Origin of the sequence: Actinophytocola sp. (genome assembly GCF_036402745.1) — a bacterium.
In the GTDB taxonomy this organism is placed as follows: Bacteria; Actinomycetota; Actinomycetes; order Mycobacteriales; family Pseudonocardiaceae; genus Actinophytocola.
This window is the reverse complement of record NZ_DASWSJ010000048.1, coordinates 1-25,205: the sequence shown is the minus strand read 5'-3', so window position 1 is coordinate 25,205 and position 25,205 is coordinate 1. Positions and strand designations below refer to the sequence as shown.

Genomic DNA, 25,205 nt, shown 5'->3' with positions numbered 1-25,205 from the left:
TCAGCTAGTTGGCGCCGAGGACCGTGAAGTCCTGGCTGACGAAGATGTGGTGCGGCCAGTTGACGCCGATGTAGTGGACCTCGTACTGGCCGTTGCTCAGCTTCACCACGCGGTCGACGACGCCGCCCGGGTAGGCGGCCAGCGCGGCTTCGGTCGCCTTGTCCGCTGCCGTTCCGCTGACGATCGTGCCCTGTCCCTCGGTGTAGTTCGCCGGGATCTGACCGTCCTGCTTCGCCGGGCTCGGGGTGCCGCGCTGGAAGGGGACCACGCCTGCCGCCGAGGAAGCCGCGGCTCCGCCGCCGTCATTCGGTTGCACGATGACCTGCGTGGCCGTGATGGTCGTTCCGTTGGTCGTCCCGAGTACGAGGACGTTCTCGCCCGTCGTGATGGCACTCGCCGAGGTCGAGCTCGTCCCGTTCTGGTACGTCGTGGACGACGCCTCGTCGACGGTCACCTGCTGACCCGCCGACGTCGACATCGTGAAGCCCGACGTGGACAGGCTGTCGACCGTGCCGGCCGAGCCTCCCGCGGCCGGTCCGGACCGGGCGTTGGACCCGCCGCCGCCGGGCCCGGAGGGCGCCGACGTCGCCGAGGGGGGCGTGGCCGTCGCCGAGGGGGACGCGGTGCACGCGGCGGTCAGTCCGACCACCGCACACGTCGCCGCCGCGGCCACGATCCATCCGCTCCGTCGGTTCGACAGCAGCCGCCGTGCCTTCGACCGGCGTGGCTGCTCGGCCGGCGCGCCCGAAGCGGGACGCCCTTCGTCGGGGCTTGTCTGGTCTAGCTCGTTCATGATGGCGCTCCTCATCTACGCGACTACCCCGAGATTGCGAGCGGTTCATGTGCGTTGCTTGTAGGCGCCCTGTGCGTCCGCTGTGACCGATTGGGTCGCGGCCCGATCCGGCGTCCCCTGGTGTGGTCAGCCGGGCCGCAGCGGAAGCTCGACGAGGATCCCCGTCCCCTCCCCCGCGGGGCTGTCCACCTCGATCGATCCGCCCAGGGCCTGCACGCGGTCGCGAAGGCCCGTCAGGCCCGTGCCGCGCGCGGGATCGGCGCCGCCGACGCCATCGTCGCGAATGGACAGTTGCAGGAGACCGTCGTGCTGGTCGAGGGAGACCCGCACCGAGGAGGCGCGGCCGTGCTTGGTGGTGTTGGTGAGCGCCTCGGACACGACGTAGTAGGCGGCCACCTCGATCGGGTCCGCGAGGCGGGTCTCGGTCCGGATGTCGAGCTTCACCGGGATCGCGGCGCGGCGCGCCAGGATGCGCAGGGCCGCACCCAGCCCGCCCTCCGACAGGCTCGCGGGGTGGATGCCGCGGGCGAGCTCGCGCAGCTCGTCGATCGTCGCGGTGAGCTCGCCCGCGATCTCGCCGAGCTGGGTCCGCAGCTCGGGCAGCTCCACGGGCACGGTGGACTTGGCCACGCCCAGGGTGAGGCTGAGCGCGACGAGCCGCTGCTGGGTGCCGTCGTGCAGGTCGCGCTCGATGCGGCGGCGGGCCTGGTCGGTGACGGCGACGATCCGGGCCCGGGAGGCGGTGAGCTGCGCGCGGCTGTCGGCGTTCGCGATCGCGGTGCCGACGAGCTCGGTGAAGGCGGCCATGCGCGGCTCGGCGTCGGCCGGGAAGTACCCGTGCGTGACCCCGGCGACGACCGTGCCCCACAGCCGTCCCTCGACGGTGATCGGCACCGCGACCGACGACCGGATCCCCATCAGGCGGACGGTGGCGTCGACGAACGGACCGGAGGCCTGGCTGTAGTCGTCGCAGCGCGCCGGGCGGCCGGTGCGCAGGACCTCCGCCACGGCCAGGGGCGGCTCGGGCTTCCAGCGACTCCCTATCGGCAGCTCCTCCTGGTTCTCGCCGACGCGGGCGAGGACGGTCACCTCACCGTCGGGATCGGCGCGGACGATGAGCGACGCGTCGGCCCCGAGGATGTGCCTGACCTCCTGCGCGACGGCCGGGAACACCTCGGCCGGCGGTACCCCGCGGGCGACGAGCGTGGCGACCCGCCGCAGCGCGGCCTGTTCCTGCGCGAGCCGGCCGAGCTCGTCGCGGCTTTCCTCGAGCTGGGCGCGGCTGTCGGCGTTCGCGATCGCCGTCGCGACGAGCTCGGTGAAGCCGGCCATGCGCTGCTCGGCGTCGGCCGGGAAAAGCCGCCGCCCCACGATGACGATCGTGCCCCACAGACGTCCCTCGACGATGATCGGCGCCGCGACTCCCGACCGGGCGCCCATCCGGCGGATGGCGTCACCGGACGCGCCGGAGGCCTGGCTGTAGTCGTCGGAGCGCGCCGGGCGGCCGGTGCGGAGGACCTCCGCCACGGCCAGGGGCGGCTCGGGCTTCCAGCGGCTCCCCACCGACAGCTCCTCGGGCGGGTCGCCGCCGACGGCCACCACGGTGGTCGCGCCGTCGGGCTCGAGGCGGGCGACGGGCGTGGCGTCGGCGCCGAGGACGCTGCCGACCTCGTGCGCGACGGCCGCGAACACCTCGGCCGGCGGTACCCCGCGGGCGACCAGCGTGGCGACCCGGCGTAGCGCGGCCTGTTCCTTGGCGAGCCGGCGGATCTCCTCGCGGCTCTCGGCACTCGCGGCAGCGAGGGCTTCGGCCGCCCGGCGGCGCGCGGCCAGGCCGACGACCCAGCTGGCCGCACCGGCGACGAGGAGGAACGCGGCCAGCGCCACCACATTGGTGGGCTCGGCGACGGCGAAGTCGCCGAGCGGCGGGATGAAGTAGTGATCCAGCAGCACCGCGGCGGCGACCGCGGCGGCCAGCGCCGGAACCAGCCCACCGATCAGCGCCACGACCACCACGGCGAGCAGGTAGAGCAACGTCTGGCTGGGCAGGTTCAGCAAGCCGCGAAGCGCGGTCATACCCAGGGTCAGCAGGGAGAGAACGACCAGCCCGGTCAGCGCCCCGGCGAGCATGCGCCGCGGGGAAAGCTTGGCGTGCCGGGCAGGGAGTCGGCTGCTCGTGGGGGGCGGCTGAGGGGCGAGGTGCATGTCGGTCGCCCTTCCTGGGCGGGAGCGCCGATGCCCGGTCCCTCAGCGACGAGATGGTGGTCGCAGCGTACCCCGCAGGCGTAGCCGCCGACGGGTGAAGCTGAGCCCGACAGGCCGCGGAACCGGACGAGCCACAGCCCCGGCAACGCGGTCGCCGCGATCCGCGGCTCCGGGTCCCGCGCGAGTGACTGTGACGCACGTCACTCGTGCTCGGGCGACGGGTTTTCCTCCGGCGGCTGGTCTTGATGTGGACCGAACCCGACCGCCCAGGAGTCTCCGATGTCTGTTTCCGCTCCCGTCCCAACCGCCGTCGTCACAGGCGCCAGCCGCGGCTTCGGCCACGCGATCGCCGCCGCTCTCGTCGCCGCGGGCACGAACGTCGTCGGCATCGCCCGCGGCGAGCACGCCTTGCGCGCGGTGCGCGACGAGCTCGGCGAGGGCTTCACGCCCGTGGCCGCCGACGCCACCGACGAAACGCTCGCGCACGACCTGATCCGCGAGCACCACCCCCGGCTGCTCGTCCTCAACGCCGGGGTCCCGCCGCACCTGGCGCCGGTGCACGAGCAGACCTGGGAAACCTTCAGCCGCAACTGGCACGCCGACACCCGGCACGCCTTCACCTGGACCCGGGCGGCGCTGCGGGAGCCCCTGGCACCCGGCAGCGTGGTCGTCCTGATGTCCAGCGGCGCCGCCCTGGCCGGATCCCCGCTCAGCGGCGGATACGCGGGCGCCAAGGCCACCATCCGGTACCTCCGCGAGTACGCGGCCGACGAGTCGCGGCGGGCCGGGCTGGACATCAGGTTCGTCGCGCTGTTCCCGAAGCTGACCCCGGCCACCGGCCTCGGCTCGGCCGCCGTCGCGGGCTACGCCGCGCGGCAGGGCGTCGACCGGGACACCTTCGTCGACGGACTGCAGCCCGTCCTCACGCCGGACCAGGTCGCCAAGACCGTCGTGGAGCTCGCCGCCGATCCCGACAGCGCACCGGAGTACCTGCTCACCGGCACCGGACCGCGCGCGCTCCCCTGAGCCGCCTGCCTAGGGTGGAGGGCACCGCACCATCGAGAGAGAAGCGCCGATGCCGACGGACACCGAGTTCGCCGCCCTGGCCGAACCGTTCCGGCCGGAGCTGCTCGCGCACTGCTACCGCATCCTCGGCTCCATCCACGACGCCGAGGACCTGGTGCAGGAGACCTACCTCCGGGCCTGGCGCGGGTTCGGCCGGTTCGAGGGCCGCTCGTCGCTGCGGCGGTGGCTCTACAAGATCGCCACCATGGCCTGCCTGACCGCGGTGGAAACCCGCGCACGGCGGCCGCTTCCGTCGGGACTGGGGGCGCCGTCGGACGATCACCGGGTGGCCGTGGCGCCCCGCGAGCCGTCGGTGGCGTGGCTCCAGCCGGCGCCCGACGCGTTGGTCGGCGCGGTGGGCGGCGCGGTGGCCGGCGCCGGCGACCCGGCGGCGATCGTGGCCGGCAGGACCGGCGTGCGGCTCGCCTTCATCGCCGCGCTCCAGTTCCTTCCCGCCCGGCAGCGAGCCGTTCTCACCCTGCGCGACGTGCTCGCGTTCCGGACGGCGGAGGTCGCCGAGATGCTGGGCACGACGACCGCGGCGGTCGACAGCGCGCTCCGCCGCGCCCGCGCCCACCTGGCCGCGGCCGGCCCCGTCGAGGACGACCTCGCCGAGCCGGACGAGGAAACCCGGCGAACCCTCCTCGACCGCTATGTCGACGCGTTCTCCCGAGCCGACCCCGACGCGCTGGTGAGCCTGCTGCGGGCCGACGTCGAGCTGGAGATGCCGCCGGTGCCGACCTGGTTCACCGGACGGCGGGCGGTCATCGGGTTCCTGGCCACCCGGGTGTTGCGCGACAAGGACTTGTGGCGGATGGTGCCGACCTCCGCCAACGGCCAGCCGGCCGTCGTGGTCTACGAGCGCACGAGCGAGGGCGAGTACGAGGCCCACGGCGTCGAGGTCCTGACCCTGAGCGGGGCGCGGATCGCCCGCATCACCGCGTTCAACGACCCCGGCCTGGTACCGACGTTCGGCGGCACGCCCGGGTGGGCGGGCTCGAGGGCGGCGCTTCCACGACCACCGCGGTGACGGCCGCCAGGATCACCCCCGGGACTCGGTGAGGGCGGCGAACGCCTGCCCGTCGACGTGCTCGACGACGCCACTTCTGCCGCCCTCGCCACCGGCGGCGGGACGGCCCGGCTGACGGCGTACGCGCGTAGCCTCGGCGACATGGTCACCCGGATGGATCGCACCGAGCCGGCGATCGTGGCAGCCACCCCGGGCGACCCGCGTTACACGACGTCTCCCCGGGCGACGGCCGCTCTTGCCTAGGCCGACGGCTCAGTTGGCGATGCTGTTGGGGCTGGTGCTCGCCGTCGCCGTGGTGGTGACGCTGGGGGTGACCGGCCGGGTGACGTTGGCCTACGAGCGAGTCGCCGGGCGATCGGCGCCGGTGCTCGAGGACGTGCCGGGACCGGAGACCGGGCCGGTCTGCCCGATCGACGAACGGTACGTCGACGAGCAACCCGAGGGCCTGCGCCCCGACGTCCTGGACGCCTGGCGCCGGCTGCGGGCCAAGGCCGGGGAGCAGGGGGTCCGGCTGTGCCTGCAGGACGGCAAGCGCAGCGTGCGCCAGCAGGAGCGGGAGTTCACCGAGGCCGTGCGGCGGTTCGGCACCCGGGAGCTGGCCGAGAAGTACGTCCTCCCACCGGAGAGGTCCATGCACGTCAAGGGAATCGCGGTGGACGTGCAGCCGCTCGCCTCGGCCGGCTGGGTGGAGCGCAACGGGCCCGCGCTGGGGTGGTGCCGCCGGTACCAGAACGAGCCCTGGCACTTCGAGTACGACCGGAACTACGCCGCCGCCGGATGCCCCGCGTTGCTGCCGAGTGCCACCGGGAGCTGACCACCACCGCGCCAGCGGTCCCGGTCAGCCGGTCGAGAAGGCCCGCGTGACGGTGCGCAGCGCCCGCCGTACCCAACCGTGCCGGCGACGCGCACGATCCCACCGCACTCGCCTCGACCTGGAACCACGAGATCAGATTGTTGCTGTAGTTCGGGTAAACCACGGCCTCGTGCGGCTACTCGCCGAATGCGGCAACCGTCACGGCCGATCGTCGCGCCGTGCGGCCAACGAGGCCCAGCAATGGTCATCGGGCAAGCTGAAGATCATGGTGTCCAACTCGGCTTCGTAGGCGAAGGGCACCGAGTCGATCTCCTGTCGCCAGGCCGTGAACATGGCCATGAGCTGCGCGTTCACGTCCTCCATGCTCGAGTACGTCGTCGAATTGGTCATCCACGTTACCAATCGAACGTGGTCGCGACGGCGACGACGCCACGCCGCGATGCTCCGGCAAGCGGCGCTTCCGGCCGGTACCCGGCATACAGAACGTCACCAGCCGTAACGATTTCGCAACCATGACGCGTCACCCTGGGCAATAGCTAGCACACGAACAGCTACCACCAGGGGGCACGATCATGAGCTACGACTCGACGACGGCCGCTGCTCTCCCGGCCCAGGTGACGCGGAAAGGTGGGCTGGAACATCGATCGACGGTGCTGGGCCTGCTGGCGGTGGTCGTCGTGGTGGACCAGCTCGCCAAGGGTTGGGCCTGGCGGCACGCCCCTCTGACCCAGATCAACTACGGCGGCAACATCTTCGTGGGAGCCACGATCAGCCACTGGTACGCCGACCCGGTCACCGGTGCGCTGCTCGACCTGATGGACTTCGGTTTGTTGAGTGCCGCCGCGTTCGTCATGATCCGCCGCCGGCAGCCGGCCCTCGTTCTCGTTCCCGGCGCCATGATGGTGGGCGGCTGGATCAGCAACCTGCTCGATCGCCTGGGAATGCACTACGTGACGGCCCCGGGCAGTGTGCGTGGAGCGGTTGACTTCATTCCGCTCGGTCCGATCCGCTACAACGTGGCGGACGTGTTCATTTTCTGCGGGACGCTTCTGTTCATCCTCGCCGTGACCGTGAGCGCTTGGCGTACGAACCGGTCCGCGACCGCGTCCCGACCCCCGCCGACGAGGCACCGTCGGCGTCGGACCTGGCTGTCGGGGATCGCCTCCGTGGCTTGTCTTGTCGTCGTCGTCGGGTTCGGCGCGGTCAACTACGGCGGCGTGACCACGCCGAACCCGGCCTCCGGCCCAACCATCACCCGATGACCGGCCGAGAGTAGAGACCCGCTCAGCGACCGTGCATGAACCGTTCGAACGCGCGCTGGGTGGCCGCGGTGCGGGCCGCCGCGGCGAGGACGGTCTCGGCGAGAACCCACAGCCACGTGTCGAGGTCGACCTTGGTGCGGCTCAGCACCACGCCACCGACGACCTGCCGCACCTCGGTGTCGACGCCACCACGGTCGCTCTCCCGCAGCCCGAGATCATGATGGTCGCCGTGGACGAGCACGGCGACCACCCGCCGGTCCCGGCCGGCCAGCCGGTCGCCGAGCCCGCGCCGGTACTCGACCTCGACCATGCCGGCGGGCAGCGCCTCGGCGAGCGCGCCGGTGAGCACCCGCGCGAAGGACCGCACGTCGGCCTCGTCGGTGCGCAGCATCGCGGCGACGACCTGCACGTCGCCGAGGGGCCCGAGCCCGCTGGGATCGGTCGTCATCGGGAGTCGATGAGCGGCAGCACCAGCTGTGGCGCCTGGATGTGGTGGTCGGCGCGCAGCGGGCGCACCGCGGTGCCGATGGCGAAGAACTCGGTGGTGTGCCCGCCCCACCGGTGCCCGTGCGAGCGCAGGTCGACGCCGACGATGCCCTCCGCGTGCAGCTGCTCGGCCTCGGTCTGCATGCGGCTCATCGCCAGCTCGCGGGCGTCGTAGAGCGCCTCGGTGAACTGCGGCAGCTCGACGTTCTGCCCGATGTTGCCCATCGCCTGCCAGAACCGCTGGTGCGTGACGTGGTAGACGCAGGTGCCCATCACCATGCCGAGCGGGGCGTAGCCCGCCTGGATCAGCGTCCAGAAGTCCTGGCCGGACAGGTCCGAGGTGAACGGCAGGCCGCGGTTGTTGCGCCATGGCAGACCGTCCGGCGTGTGCGGTTCGTCGGCGGTGACCGCGGTGCCGACCGCGATGAACTCGGCGAGGTCGCTGCCGAACTCCTTGAACTCGATCTCCAGCCGCACTCCGACGATCCCGTCCGCGCCGAGCTGGTCGGCCTCGGCCTCCATCCTGGTCATCGCCAGCTCGCGGGCGTGGTACATCGCCTGGGACAGCGTGGTCAGCTCCTGGTTGCGGTTCCAGCGGCCAACCTGGAACCCGACGTGGTAGATGCTCGAGCCGAGCACCAGGCCGACCGGCCGGAACCCGGCCTCCCGCACGAGCAGGAACTCGTTCACCGAGAGATCGGAGGTGAACAGGCTCGTGGACTGCCCGGGGCGCATCTCGGCGAGCCTGCGCATGGCGTCCGCGGGGACGCCGATCCCGAGTGGGGTGTTCTCGACTGCGGTCATGACGTGCTCCCGGACGGAGTGTGGTGCAACGGAAGGATGGTGAGCGGCCGGCCCGCGGCGGGCGTGGCCGTGGTGGCGAACCGGGCGATGGCGGTGCCGAACACCGTCGCCTCGGCGACGTGGTCGCGATGGCGCTCCGACGGTTCGACCGACCACAGCCGCAGCCCCATCGACGAGACGATCGCCCCGTCCGCGCCGGTCGCGCGGGTCTGCCGGGCCAGCCGTGCGCGGGCGTCGGCCCGGGTGTGGCCGATGAGCTGGGTGTAGCCGTCGACCTCGACGTTGCCCGCGCCCCACGACGCCTGGGCGCGGGACTGCCAGTCGTCGTGCCGGACCGCGACCGAGATGCCGTAGACGAGGACGGCGGGCACCCATCCCGCGGTCATGAGCTTGGCGACGTCCTGGCCGGACAGCGCGGTGGTGAACACCCGGCCGGGACGCTGGTGACCGGGGGCCCGCACCGCTGTGCCGAGCGCGGTGAACTCCACCGCGCCACCGAGCGGCACGGTGGCGAGCGTGATGCCGACGATGCCGTCGGCGCCGAGCGCCGTCGCCTCCTGGGTCATGCGGTCCAGCGCGGTGGCGTAGCCGAGGTTCAGCGCGTCGAGGTAGGGACCGAACCCCCTGGGGCCGAGCGGCGCGGCCACCGGGCCGCCGGCAACCCAGCCGCCAGGACCGGGCCAGTAGGTCCCGCAGCTCGCGCCGACGAGGCTGATCTGCTGGACCATCGAGCCCATCACCTCGCCCGCGGGCTCCAGCCCGGCCACCCGCAGGCCGGCCGCGGCGGGCACGGACAGCAACGAGGTCCACGGCCCACCCTGGGCGGCCCGCTGCACCCGCTGCGCCGCGACCGGTGGCAGGCCCGTGCCGTTCCAGCCGGTCATCGCACATCTCTGACGGCAGTCATAGGATTTCCCTTTCCACCACCCACGTTCCGCCGCCAGGATGAGAAAACGCTGAGCGCTTCCTGAGGCCGCGCGATGAATCAGCGATCGCGCACGAGCGCGGGCGCGCGGGAGCCGAGGAGGCCGTGGCGGACCTGCTGCACCGCACACACGAGCCAGCCCGCCCCGACCATGCCGACGAGGCTGACCAGCCGGTACAGCACCACCGCGGGAAGCGCGGCCGCCGCGGGAATGCCGCCCGCGACGAGGGTGAGCACGAGCGCGGCGTCCACCACGCCGAGCCCGCCGGGCAGCGGGGACACCCCGGAGGTGGCCATGCCGGCGGTGTAGGCGACGAGCAGGAGGGGCAGGGTCAGGCCGTGCAGGCCCAGCGCGGCCGCGCACGCCGCGAGGCACGCGGCGTCGAACGCCCAGTTGAGCAGGCTGTAACCGCTCGCGACGGTCCAGTCCCGGCCGCGCGGCCGCACCAGCTTCAGCTCCGCGAGCAGGCCGTCGAGCGCGTCGGTGCCTGTGGCGGATGGCCGGCGGCGGACCGCGTTCACCAGCCGCAGCAGCCCCCTGCCGGCGGCGGCCGCCGTGCGGGGATGCCGGGCCAGGTGCCGGACGGCGGCGGTGCACGCGACGATGCCGGCGACGGCGAGCGCGAGCTGGAGCCAGCCGGCCTGGCTGCCGGCCAGCAGCGAGCCGAGCACGCCGAGGCTCAGCAACGCGGCGGTGGACACCAGGCCGCCCGCGGCGAGGCTCCAGGTGGCGGCGGGTCCGCTGACCCCCCGCCCGCGCATCCAGCGATACGTGTAGCCCGTGGAGAACGCGACACCGCCCGGCAACGTCGCGTGCACGGAGTTGGCGACGAGAACGGCGGCGACCATGGCCCGGACCGGCACCCGGAACCCGGCGGCGCGCAGCAACGTTCGCCGCAGCTGGGCGAACACACCCATCGACGCCGCCGCGGCGAGCGCCGCGACCAGCAGCCAGCCGTAGTCCACCGTCCACAGTGAACCCAGCGCCCCGCCCACCTCGGGACGCAGCACCGCCACCTCGACCACGAGCAACACGACCACGACGCAGGCGGCCACGAGGCGCCACTTCCGCGCGGTCGCACCGCGTGCGGCGGGTGCTCGCGTCGACACAGCGCCTACCGGCCGATCGACCGAGGTCGTCATACCCCGAGTCTGCCCCCCGGACCTGTGTGGCGACTGAGCGCGGCGTCGATACCGGCCGTGGTTTCCAGCCAGCAGGGGGGCAGGACGGCCGCTAGCCGTGACGACGGAGGCGGAGCGCGCTGTGATGCTGGACGCAGTTCAGCTGTATCCAGCGGAGGTGAACCGATGTCCGTGACTCCGGCCCGGCTCGAGGGTTACGGCCCTGCGCCCGTCGACCATCTCGTCCTGGCACTCCACAAGTCCCGCGTCACCCGCGCGCTGCGCGCCAAGCGCGACTGCAGTGAGCGCTGCGACTTCACCGGCGCCCTTCACGCCGAGAAGAACCTGAACGAGGAGCTCGAACTCCTCGGCCGCCTGCTCCAGCCCTGAGCCGCCCTCAGTATCGGTCGAGCAGCCAGCGGCCGAGGGTGCGCAGCCGGTCGGTGAGCGCGGTCGGTTCGATGACGTCGAGGTCGAGGTTGAGGTAGGCGAGCCACCGGGCCGCCCAGTCGAGGTCGTCGGTGCCGAGGCGGAGCTCGCACTCGTCGCCGTCGTCGAGCACGGTGGCCACGCTCGGGTCGACGAGCTCGCGGACGAGGTCGGCCGACGTGTGCACCCGCACGCGGACGCGGTGGCGCCATGGCCCGTGTGCGACCGTGTCGGAGACGAAGGCGGCGGCGTCGGAGGGCGGCTCGGGTACCGGGAAGTGGGTACCGAGCGGTTGGACGTGATCGACGCGGTCGAGGGCGTAGACCACCCATCCCGTGGCCCCGCGTGGGCATGCGACGAGGTACCAGCGTTGGCGCAGGGTGACGAGCCGGTGCGGCTGCACGTCGGTCGGCGTCGCGTCCGCGGTGTCGTGGCGGCGGTGCCGGATGCGGATGGCTTCCTCCGCGCGGCAGGCGAGCGCGGCGGGGATGAGCACGTCGCGGTCGGCGCGGCGCCGGGACTGTCCCGGCTGTGCCTGCACGTCGGCGAGCGCGGTGAGCCGGGTGTGCCAGCGCGACGGCACGACGTGGGTGAGCTTGGCCAGGGCCGTGACGGCGGCGGCTTCGAGGCCGTCGACGGGGACCGTTGTACGCAGGCCGAGGGCGACGGCGGCCACCTCGTCCGCGTCGAGGAGCAGCGGGGGCATCGTGCGGCCGGACGCGAGCCGGTAGCCGCCGGCCCGGCCGGCCTCGGCGTCGATGCGGTAGCCGAGCTCACGCAGCTGCGCGACGTCGCGGCGGGCGGTTCGCTCGGTGACGCCGAGCCGGGCCGCGAGCCGGGTGGCGGAGATGCCCGGGTGTGCCTGCAGCAGTGAGAGTGTCTCGAGGTGGCGATGGGTTGTGCTCATGGGGCGAGAACCCGATCCATACCCTGACAGTAACTGTCCTGGTTTGGTGCCATGCTGGTCCGCATGACTCAAATGTCGTTGCTCCGTCCCGATGGACTCGTCCGGTCGCCCGCCTTCAGCCACGTCGCGGTGGTGCCGCCGGGCGCCACGACGATCTACGTCGGCGGCCAGAACGCCGTTGACGGCGACGGCAGGCTCGTCGGCGGCGATGACGCCGCCGCGCAGACCCGGCAGGTGATGAAGAACCTGCACGTCGCGCTGGCCGCGGGAGGTGCGAGCGTCCACGATCTGGTGATGATCACGATCCTGCTGGTCGAGGGCGTCGACCTCGCCGTGGCGTATCCGGTGGCGGCCGCCGAGCTGGCGGGCGCCGCGCCGCCGGTCGTGGCCGTGCGGGTGGCCGGGCTGGCCGTGCCCGGCGCGCTGCTCGAGGTCAGCGCGGTCGCGGCGGTGATCTCGTGACCGCCGGGTGGCGCCGGTCCGAGGTCGGGCGCACCCGCGACGCCGGCTGGCAGATCGGGGTGTCGAAGACGGTGGACCGTCCCGTCGAGACGGTGTGGTCCTTCATCACGTCGCCGGCGGGGGTGGCGATCTGGCTGGGCGAGGGCGTCACCGTGCTGTCGGAGCCAGGCGCGGGCTACGAGACCACGGCCGGCGTCCGGGGCGAGACCCGCAGCTTCCGCGAGCTCGACCGTCTCCGGCTCACCTGGCAACCACCCGACTGGCCACACGACACGACACTGCAGCTGACGGTGACGTCCGCGGGCGAGGGCCGCGCGAGGCTGGGGGTCCACCAGGAACGACTGGCCGACGCCGCCGAACGCGAACAGCAGCGCCGCCACTGGCAGGGCGTCATCACCGCGCTCGTGGAAGCCCTGACCGCCGCCTGACCCACAACCGGGTGCGAGAACGAGGAACTCGGTGACCCCGCGGCGCGGTTCACGCTGCGGGCGGCGTCGGCCATTTGCAGCGCCCGAGCTCAGAGGACCACGACGCGCTCCGCTCGCGCCGCCTCTTGAGCCATGGGTAGATGGACCTCGAGGCGGTTCAGGAGCCCGTCTCGTGGCCGGTGGTCATCCGATCGACCGCGCGTCGCGACTCGACGATCTTGACGGCCACGTGGGCCACCAGGCGGTCGTCGGGGTTGGTGAGGTCGAGTGGGGTGAGCTGCTCGATGCGCTGGATGCGGTAGGAGACCGTGTTGACGTGCACGCGCAGCGCGCGGGCCGCCTGCTTGAGGCTCTCGTGCTGGTTGAGGTACGTCGACAGGGTCGCGACCAGGTCCACCTTGTGGCTCGCGTCGTACTCGAGCAGCGGGCCCAGGATCTCCTCGGCGAAGCGCCACAGCTGGCGCATGTCGCCGATCTGCAGCAGCAGCCGGTAGATCCCCAGCTCCTCGTACGGGATCACCTGGTCGGCACGGCCGATCCGGGTGCCGACGTCGATCGCGTGCTGGGCCTGGCGCAGCGCGACCGGCGCCTGCGCCGGCCGGTCGGCCAGCTCGCTGAGACCGCAGGTTGCCTTGTGGCGCGACAGCTTCCTGCCGTCCGCCAGCACGCGGTCGGCGAGCTCCCGGCCGGCCTCGCGCAGGATCAGCACCACCTCGGCGCCGCGGGCGACCGCCAGGAGCCCGCCGGCGGCGAGGCTGCCGGCCAGCTCGTCGGCGACACCCGGCGACTCGTCGGCGGCACCCGGCCGCAGCACGGCGATCCGGTACGGCTGCGGGTCGGCGAGGCCGAGCGAGAGGGCCTTGCGGCTCGCGTCGGCGCCGTCGAGGAAGTTGCCGGACACCAGCGCGTCCACGATCGCTCCCTGGTACCGCTGGCCGAGGTCGGTGCTGGTGCGCTCGTTGGCCAGGGTGAGCGCGAACAGCGTCGCCGCGTAGCTGGTGGTCAGCAGGTCCGCGTCGTCGGCCTGGTCGGGCCGGGCGGCGCGGTCCAGCACGACGAGGTAGCCGAGCGTGGTGTCGCCGATGGTCACCGGCGTCGCCTGGCAGCCGTGCGCCAGCGAGGAGTCCGGCATGGCCGGCAGCCGCAGCGGGCGTCGCTCGGTGGCCAGCGCGCGCAGCATCCGGCCGACGGTGACGTCGTCGGGGTTCCACTCGGCGGCGCCGGCACCGGCCTCGGCCAGCAGGGTGAACGCGGGGTCGAACAGCAGCACCGCCTGGTCGAGCGTCGCGGCGAGCACCCGGGTCAGCTGGCGCGCGTCGGCGCCGCGCACGGCCGCGTCGGCGACCTGGTCGCAGATGGTGATCATGCGGCGGTACAACGAGTTCTGCCGGGACAGCCCGGTGATCACGGCCGACGCGGGGGGCACCGGTTCGGCGCCCCGCATCGACGACTCACCCGCGGGCTCGGTCATGCCGGGCCGCCGCGCAGGCGCTCGACGAGCGGGGAGCCGTCGGCGCCGGCCGGAACCTGGACGAGCACGCCGGAGACGAGGTCACCCAGCTTCGCCACGACGTCGGCCACCGCGTCGACCACGTTGCCGGGGTCGGTGCCCGGCAGGGTGACCGGGGCGGCCACCGACGGGTCCTCGTGGGTGCGCCGCAGGATCGTGGTCAGGTCCTCGAACGGGGCGAGCGCGGCGAGCACCGGCACGTCCACGCCGCGGGTGCGCAGCTCGGCCAGGCAGCGCTGCGTGCCGGGCAGGTCGTGGATCACGTCGGTGAGCAGGAAGTGCGCGCCCGCGGCCACCTTCGCCTCGGCGCGGTCGAGCTCGTGGCCCCGGTCGCGGGCCGAGGTCCGCAGCGCGGCGCCGATCACGAACCGCGTCCGGTCCGGTGTGGACACTCCGCGCCAGTCGACCCCCTCGTTGAGCCCGGCGAGCGCCGCGACGAGCCGCACCGAGTCCACGTCCCAGGGCGAGCCCGGGTCCGGGTAGTCACCCGCGACCCGCGGCGCACCGGTCCGGCAGACCACCAGATGCAGCCCCAGCGCATGCGCGCCGAGCAGGTCCGCCTGCAGTGCGGCGAGGCTTCGGTACGCGGTCTCCACCTGCAGCAGCACCTCCGCGTGCAGCCGCTCGCCGAGCAGCACACCGGCGGCGATCGGGCTGACCCGCCGCGCCGGCGGTCCCGGGTCGGTGATCGCGAGCAGGTCGGCGCCGGCCGCGGTGAGCCGCTCGGCCCGGCCGACGAACTCGCCGAGCTCACTTCCGTGCGGCGCACGCAGGCCGGCGAGCACGACGAACCGGTCCGGATACGGCCAGCTGACCTGTTCGGGCTCGGGTGCGACCAGGGTGACCAGGGCGCGGTCCGGGCCCGGCGCCGCGGGCCGGACGACCGGGGCCAGCCCCGCGACCGCGTTCGCCACCGCGCGGATGTGCGCCGGCGTGGTGCCGCAGCAGCCACCGACCACCGCCGCGCCGCTCGCGACGAAGCGTTGCGCCGCCTGGGCGAAGTAGTCGACGTTGTGCGCGTATCGCAGGCGACGACCGATGCGCCGGGGCGTGCCGGCGTTCGGCTGGACGGACACCGGAAGCGCGCAGTTGCGGACCAGCTCGGTGACGACGTCGTGCAGCACGGCCGGACCGACCGTGCAGTTGGCGCCGAGCGCGGCCAGGTCGAGCCGGCCGAGCACCGCGGCGGCCGCGGCCGGGTCCTCGCCCCGCAGCGTCCGGCCGTCCTCGCCGAACGTCAGCTGCGCCATGACCGGGAGGTCGCACTCGGCGAGCGCGACCTCGACCGCGTCCGCGAGTGACTCGGTGTCGCCGAAGGTCTCCAGCACGAGCACGTCGACCCAGTCGGCGAGCGCGGCGATCTGTTCGCGTAGCACGGCGGCCCGCTCGCCCGGCGGCACCCGACGGACCAGGTTGCCCCCCAACGCCGGCCCGACGCTGCCGGCGACCAGCGCCGAACCGTCCGCCACCGCCTCCCGGGCCAGCCGCGCACCCGCGATGTTGATCTCGACGACGCTGTCCTCGAGGCCGAACCTGGCCAGGCGCAAGCGGTTCGCGTCGAAGGTGTTGGTCTGCACGAGCTGCGCGCCGGCCGCGAGGTAGGCCGCGTGCAGGTCGCGCACGAGGCTGGACCGGGTGAGGTTGAGCTCGCACAGGGAGCTGTCGAGGGGCACGCCGGCCGAGTGCAGCATGGTGCCCATCGCGCCGTCGCACACCACCACATGGTCGCCCTCACCGGGCTGCCACGCCGGTCGGGCGATGCGCCGCATGCCGTCCACCCCGGCCTCCTGACCTCGTCGTCAGCTAGCAACAGAGAGACAGACCTGTCTAGCGCAGCCTAGCGCTCTTCGGCTCGTATTGCGAGGTACGCATTGACCGCCGGAGGCGGGAGAGCTAGCCTGCAATGGCAGTCGGAGACAGACCGGTCTCAACCTTTCGACTCGGACGCATCGCACTCCACGTTGATTCAAAGGAGAAGACGACTCATGAGTGCTTATGACCCGAGGACGGACACCGGCATTCCCACCGAGCCGGTCGGCTCGCTCCCGAGGCCGACCAAGTTGCAGGAAACCTACGCGGCCTACGACGCCGGTACGGCGACGCGGGACGAACTCGAGGCAGAGCAGGACAAGGCGGTCCGCGACTCGATCGCACGCGGCGAGGCGACCGGGGCACCGATCATCTCCGATGGCGAGCAGCGCTGGTCCAGCTTCGCCACCTATCCGGTCACCGACACGTTGGCGGGTACGGGTCTCGCCGACCACCTCGGCGCCGGTGGCCAGTTCTTCGCGATCTTCGCCGACGGCCACGGCCGGCAGCTGCCCAAGCTCACCAGTGGACCGTTCCGGTACAAGACGTTCGCCGCGGACACGCTGAAGAAGTCCATCGGTCTCACCAGCAGGCCGATGAAGCAGGCGGTGATCGCGCCATCCATGCTGGCGCTGCTGTACCCGCTGGACGAGGAGGTCCCGGACTACCCGCGGGCACAGTTCGAGGAGGACCTCACCAACGAGTGCGAGAAGGACATCCGGCAGGCGTTCGCCGCGGGTGCCGCGCGGGTGTCGATCGACTTCACCGAGGGTCGACTGTCCACTCGCAACGATCCACGCAACCCGTGGACCGGGCGCAACCTGCTGCCGCACTTCATCGAGCTCAACAACCGGGTGCTCGACCGGTTCACCCCGGAGGAGCGGGTGAACATCGGCATCCACACCTGCCCGGGCGGCGACCGGGACTCGGTGCACAGCGCGGACGTGGACTACAACGACCTGCTGCCGACGATGTTCGACATGAACGCCGGGTACTTCCTGATCCAGCTCGCGAGCGAGCGGGACCGCGACCGGGTCTACAAGATGCTCGGCGAGCACCTCCGTGACGACGCGAACGGCGTGACCCAGATGGCCTACGTCGGGGTGATCAACCCGCTGAACCCGCGGGTGGAGAGTCCCGAGGAAGTGCGGGACTCGTTGGTGCGGGCCGCGAACTTCATCCCGAAGGAGCGCATCGGCGCGACCGACGACTGCGGGTTCTCGCCGTTCAGCATCGACGAGAAGCCCAACCACGGCTCGCCGGACTTCGCCCGGGACGTGGCGTTCCAGAAGATCGCCAACCGGGTGACGGGCGCCCGGATGGCGGCCGAGAAGCTGGGCGTGAGCTGACCCGGCGCTGAGCCGATCCGCCGGGGTGGCGGCTTCCGTTGCCCCGGCGGGTCTTCCAGTTATTCGGCGTCGATGCCGTGCGCGCGCAGCAGCAGGACGGCGAGCTCGCGGGACCGGGCGGCGGCCTGGGTGTCGCCCTCGTGGGCGGCCATGATCGAGCCCTTCATCAGGATGTGCCACTGGCGGGCGAAGGAGTCGGCGTTCTTGATGCCGGCGGCTGCGGCGAGCCCCTTGAGGTAATGCCGGATATTGGCCAGGTACTGCACGCTGGCCTGGTAGACCGCGTTGTCCTTGCCGGCGGTCTCGATCATGGTGGTGAGGAAGGAGCAGCCCTCGAAGTCCGACTTGGCGAACCATTCGCCGAAGACGTCGAAAATGGCGAGCAACTGTTCCGCCGGCGTGGTTCCTCGACGTTGGCTCTCGGCCTGCAACCACTCCTCGGTCCAGAGCCGTTCGCGGCGTTGGAGGAAATCGAGAATCAGATCGGTCTTGGACGGGAAATTGCGGTAGAGCGTCATCTTGGCGGCGCCGGCCTTGGCGATAACCGCGTCGACACCGACGGACGCCGTACCTTCCCGGCTGAACAGCTCGTAAGCGGCGCGCCCCACCCGCTCGCGTCCGCTGTCCTTGTTCCCGTCGTCCACTACTGCCATTGTCGTCCGGTCCTCGCTTCTGGATTAAGGTCAATGATACTCGCTTCGGCGCTATTCCAAGTCCTCGATGCGCGCGACGATTAGGGTGACGCGCCTGGCCCCGCTCGCCCTCGCGACGGGCGCGGGCTCCGGGCTCGCGGCGGCCGCGCTGTCGCTGCTGGTCGACGGCGTCACCGGCGCCGCCCAGCACGGCGGGGTGTTCCTGGTGGCCGCGCCGGTGCTGGGCGGGCTGGGATACGGGCTGCTCGTGCACCTGTTCGCGCCCCGGACCCGGGGGCTGGGCATTCCCGAGCTGATGCTGGCCGTCGCCGGGTCGGGCGAGGTCGGCGCGCGGGCGGCCGTGGTGCGCACGATCGGTGCCGCGCTGTGCGTCGGCACCGGCGGGTCGCTCGGCCGGGAGGGCCCGGCGGTGGTGGCCGGCTCGGCGATCGGCTCCGCGCTCGGCCGGCGGGCCGGGGTGGCCGCGCCGGAGGTGCGGGTGCTGATCGGCTGCGGGGTGGTGGCGGCGACGGCGGTGATCTTCGACGCCCCGGTCACGGGTGTGGTGTTCGCGCTGGAGCTGTTCCTGGCCAGGACGCTGGCCGCGGAGATCACCGGGGTGGCGGACGGCGGGGTGGTGGACGGCGGGCCGGCACCGGCCCCGCCGAAGCGACCGGTCGCGGCCTGGTGTCGCCGCGCGAGAAGCGCGTTCGTGGTGCTCTCGCCCGTAGTGGGACTGCTCTCGGTGGCCGGCTTCGCCGCCGCCGCCGTGCGGCTGGTCGTCCTCGGGACGGAGCCGTTCCTCGACGTGCGGCCCGGCGAGGTCGCGCTCACCGCCGCCCTGGGCCTCGGGGCGGTCTGCGGGCTGGTCGGGGCCGGCTTCGGGGCGCTGGTCTACGTCGCCGAGGACCTCGTCGACCGGGTGTGGCGGGGCCCGCCGTGGCTGCGGCCCGCCGCCGGCGGGGTGCTGCTCGGGCTCCTGCTGCTCGCCCTGCCGCGGCTCTACGGGATGGGCAGCCCGGTCATCGGCGAGGCGGCGGCCGGGACGTTGCCCCTGGCGTTGCTGCTGGTGCTGGCCGCCGGCAAGGCCGTCGCGGCCGGTTTCACCCTCGCGATCGGCGGGGTCGGCGGCGTGCTCATCCCGCTGCTGTTCGTGGGGACCATGCTCGGCGCGGCCTGGGGCACCCTGAGCGACGGCTCGACCAGCGGGTACGCGCTGGTCGGCATGGCGGCCGTGCTCGCCGGCGCGGCACGGATCCCGGCCACCGCCGTCATGCTCACCGTCGAGCTGTCCGGCCAGGTCATGCCGGCGGTGGTCGGCGCCGCCCTGGTGGCCGCCGGGATCAGCCGGCTGGTGTCGCCCGGCACCGTCTTCACCCGGAAGCTGCTCCGGCGCGGGATCCGGTGGTGACCATGTTATTGGCGGTAATTGTGCCGCGTACACAACCCGGGCCTGCCAAATTTGTGCCGGGAACCGGCTTATGACGCCGCCGGCCGCGCCGCATGATTGGGAGCGGAAAGAATGGAGCTCGCCATGACCGCAACCCAGGTCCGTTCCGCGGCATTCGACTGGCCGCGCGGTTTCGATCGCATTCCGGACGCCGACTGGGTTCGCCAACCCGTCGGCGAATTCGGGCTCAGCTATGACAGCGTGGGTGCGCACAGCTGGTACAAGAATCTGGAGCCGACCGTCGCGCAGGTACTCGCCGCGCTCGGTGAGAACAAGCTCCTGGTGGACTACTCGAGCGGCACCGGAATCCTTGCCCGGCGCCTGCTGTCGAGCATCGACTACCCGGTGGGAATTCTCAACGTGGACGCGTCGCCGAAATTCCTGCGGGTGGCGCTGGAGAACTTCCGCGACGACGAGCGGGTCGGGTTCCGGCTGCTGAACTACCTCAAGGAGAAGAAGCGCCTGCAGTCCCTCGACGAGGTACTCGACGGGCACCTGCAGGCCGACGCCATCACCTCCACCAACGCGATCCACCTGTACTACGACCTGGCCGACACCCTCGACTCCTGGGCTCGCGTCCTGCGCCCCGGCGGGCTGACGCTCACCGGCTCGGCCAACCTGCGCAACCCGCTGCGCAGGTCCGGCGACTGGATCATCGACGAAACCGTCGCCAAGGTCAACGAGATCGCTGCCGACCTCGTCGCCCGCGAGCCCGCGTTCGAGCAGTACAGGGAGACGCTCGACGACAGCGCCGCGATGGCCGGCCACACCCGGTTGCGCGAGAAGGTGTTCGTCCCGGTGCGCCCGCTCGAGGAGTACCTCGACGCCTTCACCACCGCCGGGTTCAGCGTCCTGCATGTCTTCGACGCCACGATCTACGCCCAGGTCGACGAGTGGTGCCAGCTGCTGCACACCTACCACGACGGCGTGCTCAGCTGGGTCGGCGGATCGCCCAAGGTGGACGGTCGGGAGCCGACCGAGGAAGCCTTGCGGGACCGCAGGTTCCTCATCCGCTACAGCCTCGAGAAGCTGTTCCCGGCCCAGGCGTCGTTCCCGTGCACCTGGACCTACATCACGTGCCGCCGATGAGGCCGGTACACGTCGCGGGCATCGGGATGACGAGGTTCGCGAAGCAGCCGAACCGCACCTTCAAGGACCTCGTCGCCGAGGCGGTCACCGCCACGCTGAAGGACGCCGGCCGTACCCCGGCCGACGTCCAGGCGTGCTACTTCGGCAATGCCGTCGCCGGGTCGATCACGGGCCAGGAGATGCTCGCGGCCCAGTTCTCGTTGCGACCGCTGGGTTTCGGTGACCTCCCGGTGTCCAATGTGGAGAACGCGTGCGCGTCCGCGTCGACCGCGTTCCAGCTCGCCTGGCAGGCGGTGGCCACCGGGGTGCACGACGTCGTACTCGCTGTCGGCGCGGAGAAGATGACCCATCCGGACAAGGCCCGCTCGTTCGCGGCGATCGGCGGCTCGGTCGACATGGACACCGTGCCCGCCGACCTGCCGGCCGGCCGCTCGTTCCTGATGGACCTCTACGCCGAGTCCGCGCAGCGCTACCTCGACCGGACCGGCGCCACCCGCGAGGATCTCGCCCGGGTGGTGGTCAAGGCCCAGCACAACGGCGCGCTGAACCCGGCCGCGCAGTTCGGTGCCGAGTGGACGGTCGCCGGCGTGCTCGCCGCCCGGCCCATCGTCGGCCCGTTCACGCTGCCCATGTGCTCGCCGGTATCCGACGGCGCCGCCGCGGCCCTGCTGGTGGCCGACCGGACGACCGGCGCGCCGCGGGTCACCGTGCTCGCCTCGGTCAACCACACCGCCCCGGCCGACGGCTCGCACAGCGTCACCGAGGCGGCCGCGGCGGCCGCCTACGAGCAGGCCGGGCTCGGCGCCGGCGACCTGGACTGCGTCGAGGTGCACGACGCCGCCGCGTCCGCCGAGCTGATCATCTGCGAGCAGCTCGGCCTCGCCGCACCCGGCGCGGGCGCGGCACTGCTCACCAGCGGCGCGACAGCGCTCGGCGGCCGGGTCCCGGTCAACACCGGCGGCGGCCTGCTCGCTCGTGGCCACCCGATCGGTGCGACCGGCCTCGCCCAGATCGTCGAGATCGTCCAGCAGCTGCGCGGGGACGCCGGCCGCCGCCAGGTGCCCGACGCCCGCGTCGGGCTGACCCAGAACGCCGGCGGCTGGCACGGCGACGACAACGTGGTCAGCGTGATCCACGTGTTCGGCAAAGGAGAGACGTCATGACCGAGTTCGTGTTCACCTCCGAGTCGGTGACCGAGGGCCACCCGGACAAGATCGCCGACCAGATCTCCGACGCGGTGCTCGACGCCGCGCTGACCGCGGATCCCTACTCCCGGGTGGCCTGCGAGACGCTGCTCACCACCGGGCTCGTCGTGGTCGCCGGCGAGATCACCACGCCCGCCCAGCTCGACATCGCGGGCATCGTGCGGGGGGTGGTCCGGGGCATCGGCTACACCCCGGCGTGCGGGTTCGACGCGGACAGCTGCGGGGTGCTGAGCGCGCTGGACAAGCAGTCGCCGGACATCGCGCAGGGCGTGGACACCGCGCACGAGGCCCGCGCCGGCGCCGGCGAGGATCTCGACCGGGTGGGCGCCGGCGACCAGGGAATGATGTTCGGCTACGCCACCAACGAGACGCCCGAGCTGATGCCGATGCCGATCGCGCTCGCGCACCGGCTCGCCCGCCGGCTCGCCGAGGTCCGCAAGAACGGCGACCTGCCCTACCTGCGGCCGGACGGCAAGACCCAGGTCACCGTCCGGTACGAGGACAACGTGCCGGTCGCGGTCGAGAAGGTGCTGATCTCCACCCAGCACGACGAGGGCGTGGAGGTCCGGATCCCCAGCCACCTCTGGGAGCTCGTCGTCACCGAGGTGATCCCGCCCGAGCTCTACGACGCCAAGGCCCTGCGCCGCAACTTCTTCGTCAACCCCACCGGCCGGTTCGTCATCGGCGGCCCGGTCGGCGACGCCGGCCTCACCGGCCGCAAGATCATCGTGGACACCTACGGCGGGTTCGCCCGGCACGGCGGCGGGGCGTTCTCCGGCAAGGATCCGTCCAAGGTGGACCGTTCGGCGGCGTACGCGGCGCGGTACGTGGCCAAGAACATCGTCGCGGCCGGGCTCGCCGACCGGGCCGAGGTCCAGGTGGCCTACGCCATCGGGATGGCCCGGCCGCTGTCCCTGCTGGTGGAGACGTTCGGCACCGAGCGAGTGCCGAAGGAGCGGATCGTCGCGCTGGTCAACGAGCACTTCGACCTGCGCCCCGCGGCGTTCCGCGACTACCTGCGGCTGCACCGGCCGATCTATGCCAAGACCGCCGCGTACGGCCACTTCGGCCGCACCGACGAGGACTTCACCTGGGAGCAGACCGATCGCGCGGACGCGCTGGCCGCCGACGCCGGCGTCACCGCGACCGCCATGGCATGAGGAGCTGACGTGACCATCGTCGTCACCGGGTCCATCGCGACCGACTACCTGATGGTGTTCCCCGGCCGGTTCGCCGACCAGCTCGTCGAGGGCAAGCTCGACACGGTGTCCCTGTCCTTCCTGGCCGACGAGCTGGAGATCCGGCGCGGCGGGGTGGCCGCCAACATCGCCTTCGGGCTCGGCTGCCTCGGCCACGCGCCGGTGCTCGTCGGCTCGGTGGGCGCGGACTTCGCCGAGTACGGCGCCTGGCTCGCCGCGCACAACGTCGACACCGGCCACGTGCGGTACTCGCGGACCCGGCACACCGCGAAGTTCCTGTGCACCACCGACACCGCGCAGAACCAGATCGCCACCTTCTACGCCGGCGCGATGAACGAGGCGCGGGAGATCGAGCTCGCGCCGATCCTCGCCGGGCTCGCCGACCCGCTCGTCGTGGTGAGCCCCAACGATCCCGAGGCGATGCTGCGGCACACCACGGAATGCCGCGAGCTCGGCGTGCCCTTCGTCGCCGACCCGTCCCAGCAGCTGGCCAGGATGACCGGCGAGGACATCCGCGAGCTCGTCGACGGCGCGGCGTACCTGTTCACCAACGAGTACGAGCGCACCCTGCTCACCTACAAGACCGGCTGGGCCAACGACGACGTGCTCGACCGGGTCGGCACCTGGGTCACCACCCGCGGCCGGCTCGGCGCGTCGATCGAGAGCGCCGAGCGCGCCACGGTGACCGTCCCGGTCGTGGCGCCGGCGGGCCGGACCGAGCCGACCGGCGTCGGTGACGCGTTCCGGGCCGGCTTCCTCGCCGGCACCGCCCGACGGCTCGACGAGGAACGTGCGGCGCAGCTCGGCTGCGCGCTGGCCACCCTGGTCCTGGAAACCGTGGGCACCCAGGAGTACGAGGTCGAGCCGGTGTCCTTCGTGGAGCGTCTCGCCCGGACGTACGGACCGGCGGCCGGCGCCGCCGCGCAGTCCTGTTTGGACGGATCACTCGTGAAGGAGGGCGCATGACCATCACCACCGACTTCAAGGTCGCCGACCTGTCGCTCGCCGAGTTCGGGCGCAAGGAGATCACGCTCGCCGAGCACGAGATGCCCGGTCTGATGGCGATCCGCGCCGAGTACGCCGACGCGCAGCCGCTGCGGGGCGCCCGGATCGCCGGCTCCCTGCACATGACCGTGCAGACGGCGGTGCTGATCGAGACGCTCGTCGACCTCGGCGCCGAGGTGCGCTGGGTCAGCTGCAACATCTTCTCCACCCAGGACCACGCCGCGGCGGCCGTCGTCGTCGGCCGCTCGGGCACGGCGGAGTCGCCGCGGGGTGTGCCGGTGTTCGCGTGGAAGGGCGAGTCGCTCGAGGAGTACTGGTGGTGCACGCAGCGGCTGTTCACCTTCGCCGGCTCGCGCGGGCCCAACATGATCCTCGACGACGGCGGCGACGCGACCCTGCTGGTGCACAAGGGGGTCCAGTTCGAGCGGGCCGGTGTGGTGCCCGAGCCGCTGACGTCGGACTCCGAGGAGTACCGGCTCATCCTCGACGTGCTGCGTGACTCGCTGGCCGTCGACCCCGGGCGGTTCACCCGGCTCGCCGAGGGAATCGTCGGCGTGACCGAGGAGACCACCACCGGCGTGCACCGCCTCTACGAGCTCGCCGCCGCGGGTGAGCTGCTGTTCCCGGCCATCAACGTCAACGACTCGGTGACGAAGTCCAAGTTCGACAACAAGTACGGCTGCCGGCACTCCCTCGTCGACGGCATCAACCGGGCGACCGACGTGCTGATCGGCGGCAAGGTGGCGGTCATCTGCGGATACGGCGACGTGGGCAAGGGCTGCGCGGAGTCGCTGCGGGCGCAGGGTGCCCGGGTGGTGATCACCGAGATCGACCCGATCTGCGCGCTGCAGGCCGCGATGGACGGCTACCAGGTGACAACGCTCGAGGACGTCGTCGCCACGGCGGACATCTTCGTCACGTCGACCGGGAACCTGGACATCATCACCGCCGACCACATGGCGAAGATGAAGCACCAGGCCATCGTCGGCAACATCGGCCACTTCGACAACGAGATCGACATGGCCGGCCTGACCAGGTTTCCCGGGATCGTGCGCACCGAGATCAAGCCGCAGGTGCACGAGTGGCGCTTCCCCGACGGGCACACGGTGCTCCTGCTGTCCGAAGGCCGGCTGCTCAACCTCGGCAACGCCACCGGCCATCCCAGCTTCGTCATGTCGAACTCGTTCACCAACCAGGTGATCGCGCAGATCGAGGTGTTCACGAA

Annotated in this window: 25 protein-coding genes; 14 read left to right on the top strand and 11 right to left on the bottom strand. The window is 72.3% G+C overall.

All coding sequences use genetic code 11. The annotated features are described in order from the left end of the window. Positions 1-4 precede the first annotated feature (4 nt). Together VGD70_RS05160 and VGD70_RS05155 are read right to left on the bottom strand one after the other, a co-directional pair. A complete protein-coding gene (locus tag VGD70_RS05160; protein ID WP_331078636.1) occupies positions 5-793 on the bottom strand; it encodes a hypothetical protein in 789 nt (262 codons plus the stop codon). 126 nt (positions 794-919) lie between these two features. Then, the gene (locus tag VGD70_RS05155) at positions 920-2,923 is read right to left on the bottom strand and encodes a GAF domain-containing protein (RefSeq protein ID WP_331078634.1); all 2,004 of its coding nucleotides are present in this window, start codon (positions 2,921-2,923) and stop codon (positions 920-922) included. A 354-nt stretch (positions 2,924-3,277) separates the two neighbouring features. Between VGD70_RS05155 and VGD70_RS05150 the strand changes: the two genes are divergently transcribed. From VGD70_RS05150 to VGD70_RS05140, 3 genes are all read left to right on the top strand, one after another. Beyond that, on the top strand, positions 3,278-4,024 hold the full coding sequence (locus VGD70_RS05150) for an SDR family oxidoreductase (RefSeq protein ID WP_331078632.1): 747 nt from the start codon (positions 3,278-3,280) through the stop codon (positions 4,022-4,024). A 49-nt stretch (positions 4,025-4,073) separates the two neighbouring features. Next, a complete protein-coding gene (locus VGD70_RS05145; RefSeq protein WP_331078630.1) occupies positions 4,074-5,093 on the top strand; it encodes an RNA polymerase subunit sigma-70 in 1,020 nt (339 codons plus the stop codon). A 262-nt stretch (positions 5,094-5,355) separates the two neighbouring features. Then, positions 5,356-5,907, top strand: a complete 552-nt coding sequence (locus VGD70_RS05140) for a D-alanyl-D-alanine carboxypeptidase family protein (RefSeq protein WP_331078651.1) — start codon at positions 5,356-5,358, stop codon at positions 5,905-5,907. A gap of 198 nt (positions 5,908-6,105) precedes the next feature. On the opposite strand, the gene VGD70_RS05135 is transcribed toward VGD70_RS05140, so the two are convergent. Then, positions 6,106-6,261, bottom strand: coding sequence for a hypothetical protein (locus tag VGD70_RS05135; protein ID WP_331078628.1), 156 nt, complete (start codon positions 6,259-6,261; stop codon positions 6,106-6,108). Between the two features lie 218 nt (positions 6,262-6,479). Between VGD70_RS05135 and VGD70_RS05130 the strand changes: the two genes are divergently transcribed. Next, positions 6,480-7,169 (top strand): signal peptidase II, encoded by a 690-nt coding sequence (locus VGD70_RS05130; RefSeq protein ID WP_331078627.1) that lies wholly within the window; start codon positions 6,480-6,482, stop codon positions 7,167-7,169. A 22-nt stretch (positions 7,170-7,191) separates the two neighbouring features. Here VGD70_RS05130 and VGD70_RS05125 read toward each other — a convergent pair whose 3' ends face one another. From VGD70_RS05125 to VGD70_RS05110, 4 genes are all read right to left on the bottom strand, one after another. Further along, positions 7,192-7,617: a hypothetical protein gene (locus tag VGD70_RS05125; RefSeq protein ID WP_331078625.1), complete on the bottom strand. Its 426-nt coding sequence runs from the start codon at positions 7,615-7,617 to the stop codon at positions 7,192-7,194. Next, complete coding sequence (locus VGD70_RS05120; RefSeq protein WP_331078623.1) at positions 7,614-8,459, bottom strand: heavy metal-binding domain-containing protein; 846 nt, start codon at positions 8,457-8,459, stop codon at positions 7,614-7,616. Before VGD70_RS05120 ends, VGD70_RS05125 begins: the two co-directional genes overlap by 4 nt. Further along, entirely contained in the window at positions 8,456-9,343 is an 888-nt protein-coding gene (locus VGD70_RS05115; RefSeq protein ID WP_331078621.1) for a heavy metal-binding domain-containing protein, read from the bottom strand. The genes VGD70_RS05120 and VGD70_RS05115 overlap by 4 nt, the downstream gene beginning before the upstream one ends. Before the next feature lie 101 nt (positions 9,344-9,444). After that, a complete protein-coding gene (locus VGD70_RS05110; protein WP_331078619.1) occupies positions 9,445-10,440 on the bottom strand; it encodes a lysylphosphatidylglycerol synthase transmembrane domain-containing protein in 996 nt (331 codons plus the stop codon). Between the two features lie 252 nt (positions 10,441-10,692). On the opposite strand from VGD70_RS05110, the gene VGD70_RS05105 reads away from it, so the two are divergent. Then, positions 10,693-10,896: a hypothetical protein gene (locus tag VGD70_RS05105; RefSeq protein WP_331078617.1), complete on the top strand. Its 204-nt coding sequence runs from the start codon at positions 10,693-10,695 to the stop codon at positions 10,894-10,896. A gap of 7 nt (positions 10,897-10,903) precedes the next feature. Here the strand turns inward: VGD70_RS05105 and VGD70_RS05100 are convergent, their stop codons facing one another. Beyond that, a complete protein-coding gene (locus tag VGD70_RS05100) occupies positions 10,904-11,842 on the bottom strand; it encodes a helix-turn-helix transcriptional regulator (RefSeq protein WP_331078615.1) in 939 nt (312 codons plus the stop codon). Between the two features lie 63 nt (positions 11,843-11,905). On the opposite strand from VGD70_RS05100, the gene VGD70_RS05095 reads away from it, so the two are divergent. Together VGD70_RS05095 and VGD70_RS05090 are read left to right on the top strand one after the other, a co-directional pair. Then, positions 11,906-12,304 (top strand): RidA family protein, encoded by a 399-nt coding sequence (locus VGD70_RS05095; RefSeq protein WP_331078613.1) that lies wholly within the window; start codon positions 11,906-11,908, stop codon positions 12,302-12,304. Next, complete coding sequence (locus VGD70_RS05090; protein WP_331078611.1) at positions 12,301-12,732, top strand: SRPBCC domain-containing protein; 432 nt, start codon at positions 12,301-12,303, stop codon at positions 12,730-12,732. The genes VGD70_RS05095 and VGD70_RS05090 overlap by 4 nt, the downstream gene beginning before the upstream one ends. Before the next feature lie 157 nt (positions 12,733-12,889). On the opposite strand, the gene VGD70_RS05085 is transcribed toward VGD70_RS05090, so the two are convergent. Continuing rightward, the gene (locus VGD70_RS05085; RefSeq protein WP_331078609.1) at positions 12,890-14,203 is read right to left on the bottom strand and encodes a PucR family transcriptional regulator; all 1,314 of its coding nucleotides are present in this window, start codon (positions 14,201-14,203) and stop codon (positions 12,890-12,892) included. Next, positions 14,200-16,011, bottom strand: coding sequence for a homocysteine S-methyltransferase family protein (locus VGD70_RS05080; RefSeq protein ID WP_331078607.1), 1,812 nt, complete (start codon positions 16,009-16,011; stop codon positions 14,200-14,202). The genes VGD70_RS05085 and VGD70_RS05080 overlap by 4 nt, the downstream gene beginning before the upstream one ends. Positions 16,012-16,227: 216 nt before the next feature. Here VGD70_RS05080 and VGD70_RS05075 point away from each other — a divergent pair, with 216 nt between their 5' ends. Continuing rightward, complete coding sequence (locus tag VGD70_RS05075) at positions 16,228-17,400, top strand: 5-methyltetrahydropteroyltriglutamate--homocysteine methyltransferase (protein ID WP_331078606.1); 1,173 nt, start codon at positions 16,228-16,230, stop codon at positions 17,398-17,400. A gap of 59 nt (positions 17,401-17,459) precedes the next feature. Here the strand turns inward: VGD70_RS05075 and VGD70_RS05070 are convergent, their stop codons facing one another. After that, on the bottom strand, positions 17,460-18,053 hold the full coding sequence (locus VGD70_RS05070) for a TetR/AcrR family transcriptional regulator (protein WP_331078604.1): 594 nt from the start codon (positions 18,051-18,053) through the stop codon (positions 17,460-17,462). An 85-nt stretch (positions 18,054-18,138) separates the two neighbouring features. On the opposite strand from VGD70_RS05070, the gene VGD70_RS05065 reads away from it, so the two are divergent. From VGD70_RS05065 to ahcY, 6 genes are all read left to right on the top strand, one after another. Beyond that, on the top strand, positions 18,139-19,443 hold the full coding sequence (locus VGD70_RS05065) for a chloride channel protein (RefSeq protein ID WP_331078602.1): 1,305 nt from the start codon (positions 18,139-18,141) through the stop codon (positions 19,441-19,443). A gap of 123 nt (positions 19,444-19,566) precedes the next feature. Continuing rightward, entirely contained in the window at positions 19,567-20,571 is a 1,005-nt protein-coding gene (locus VGD70_RS05060) for a class I SAM-dependent methyltransferase (RefSeq protein ID WP_331078600.1), read from the top strand. Continuing rightward, positions 20,568-21,734: a thiolase family protein gene (locus VGD70_RS05055; RefSeq protein ID WP_331078598.1), complete on the top strand. Its 1,167-nt coding sequence runs from the start codon at positions 20,568-20,570 to the stop codon at positions 21,732-21,734. Before VGD70_RS05060 ends, VGD70_RS05055 begins: the two co-directional genes overlap by 4 nt. Continuing rightward, positions 21,731-22,936 carry a methionine adenosyltransferase gene (metK, locus tag VGD70_RS05050; RefSeq protein ID WP_331078596.1) on the top strand — a complete coding sequence of 402 codons (1,206 nt, stop codon included), beginning with the start codon at positions 21,731-21,733 and terminating at the stop codon, positions 22,934-22,936. The genes VGD70_RS05055 and metK overlap by 4 nt, the downstream gene beginning before the upstream one ends. Positions 22,937-22,945: 9 nt before the next feature. Continuing rightward, on the top strand, positions 22,946-23,941 hold the full coding sequence (locus VGD70_RS05045) for a carbohydrate kinase family protein (RefSeq protein ID WP_331078594.1): 996 nt from the start codon (positions 22,946-22,948) through the stop codon (positions 23,939-23,941). Next, positions 23,938-25,205 (top strand): adenosylhomocysteinase (gene ahcY, locus VGD70_RS05040; RefSeq protein ID WP_331078592.1); only part of this gene is annotated, 1,268 nt, incomplete at its 3' end. The genes VGD70_RS05045 and ahcY, both read left to right, overlap by 4 nt.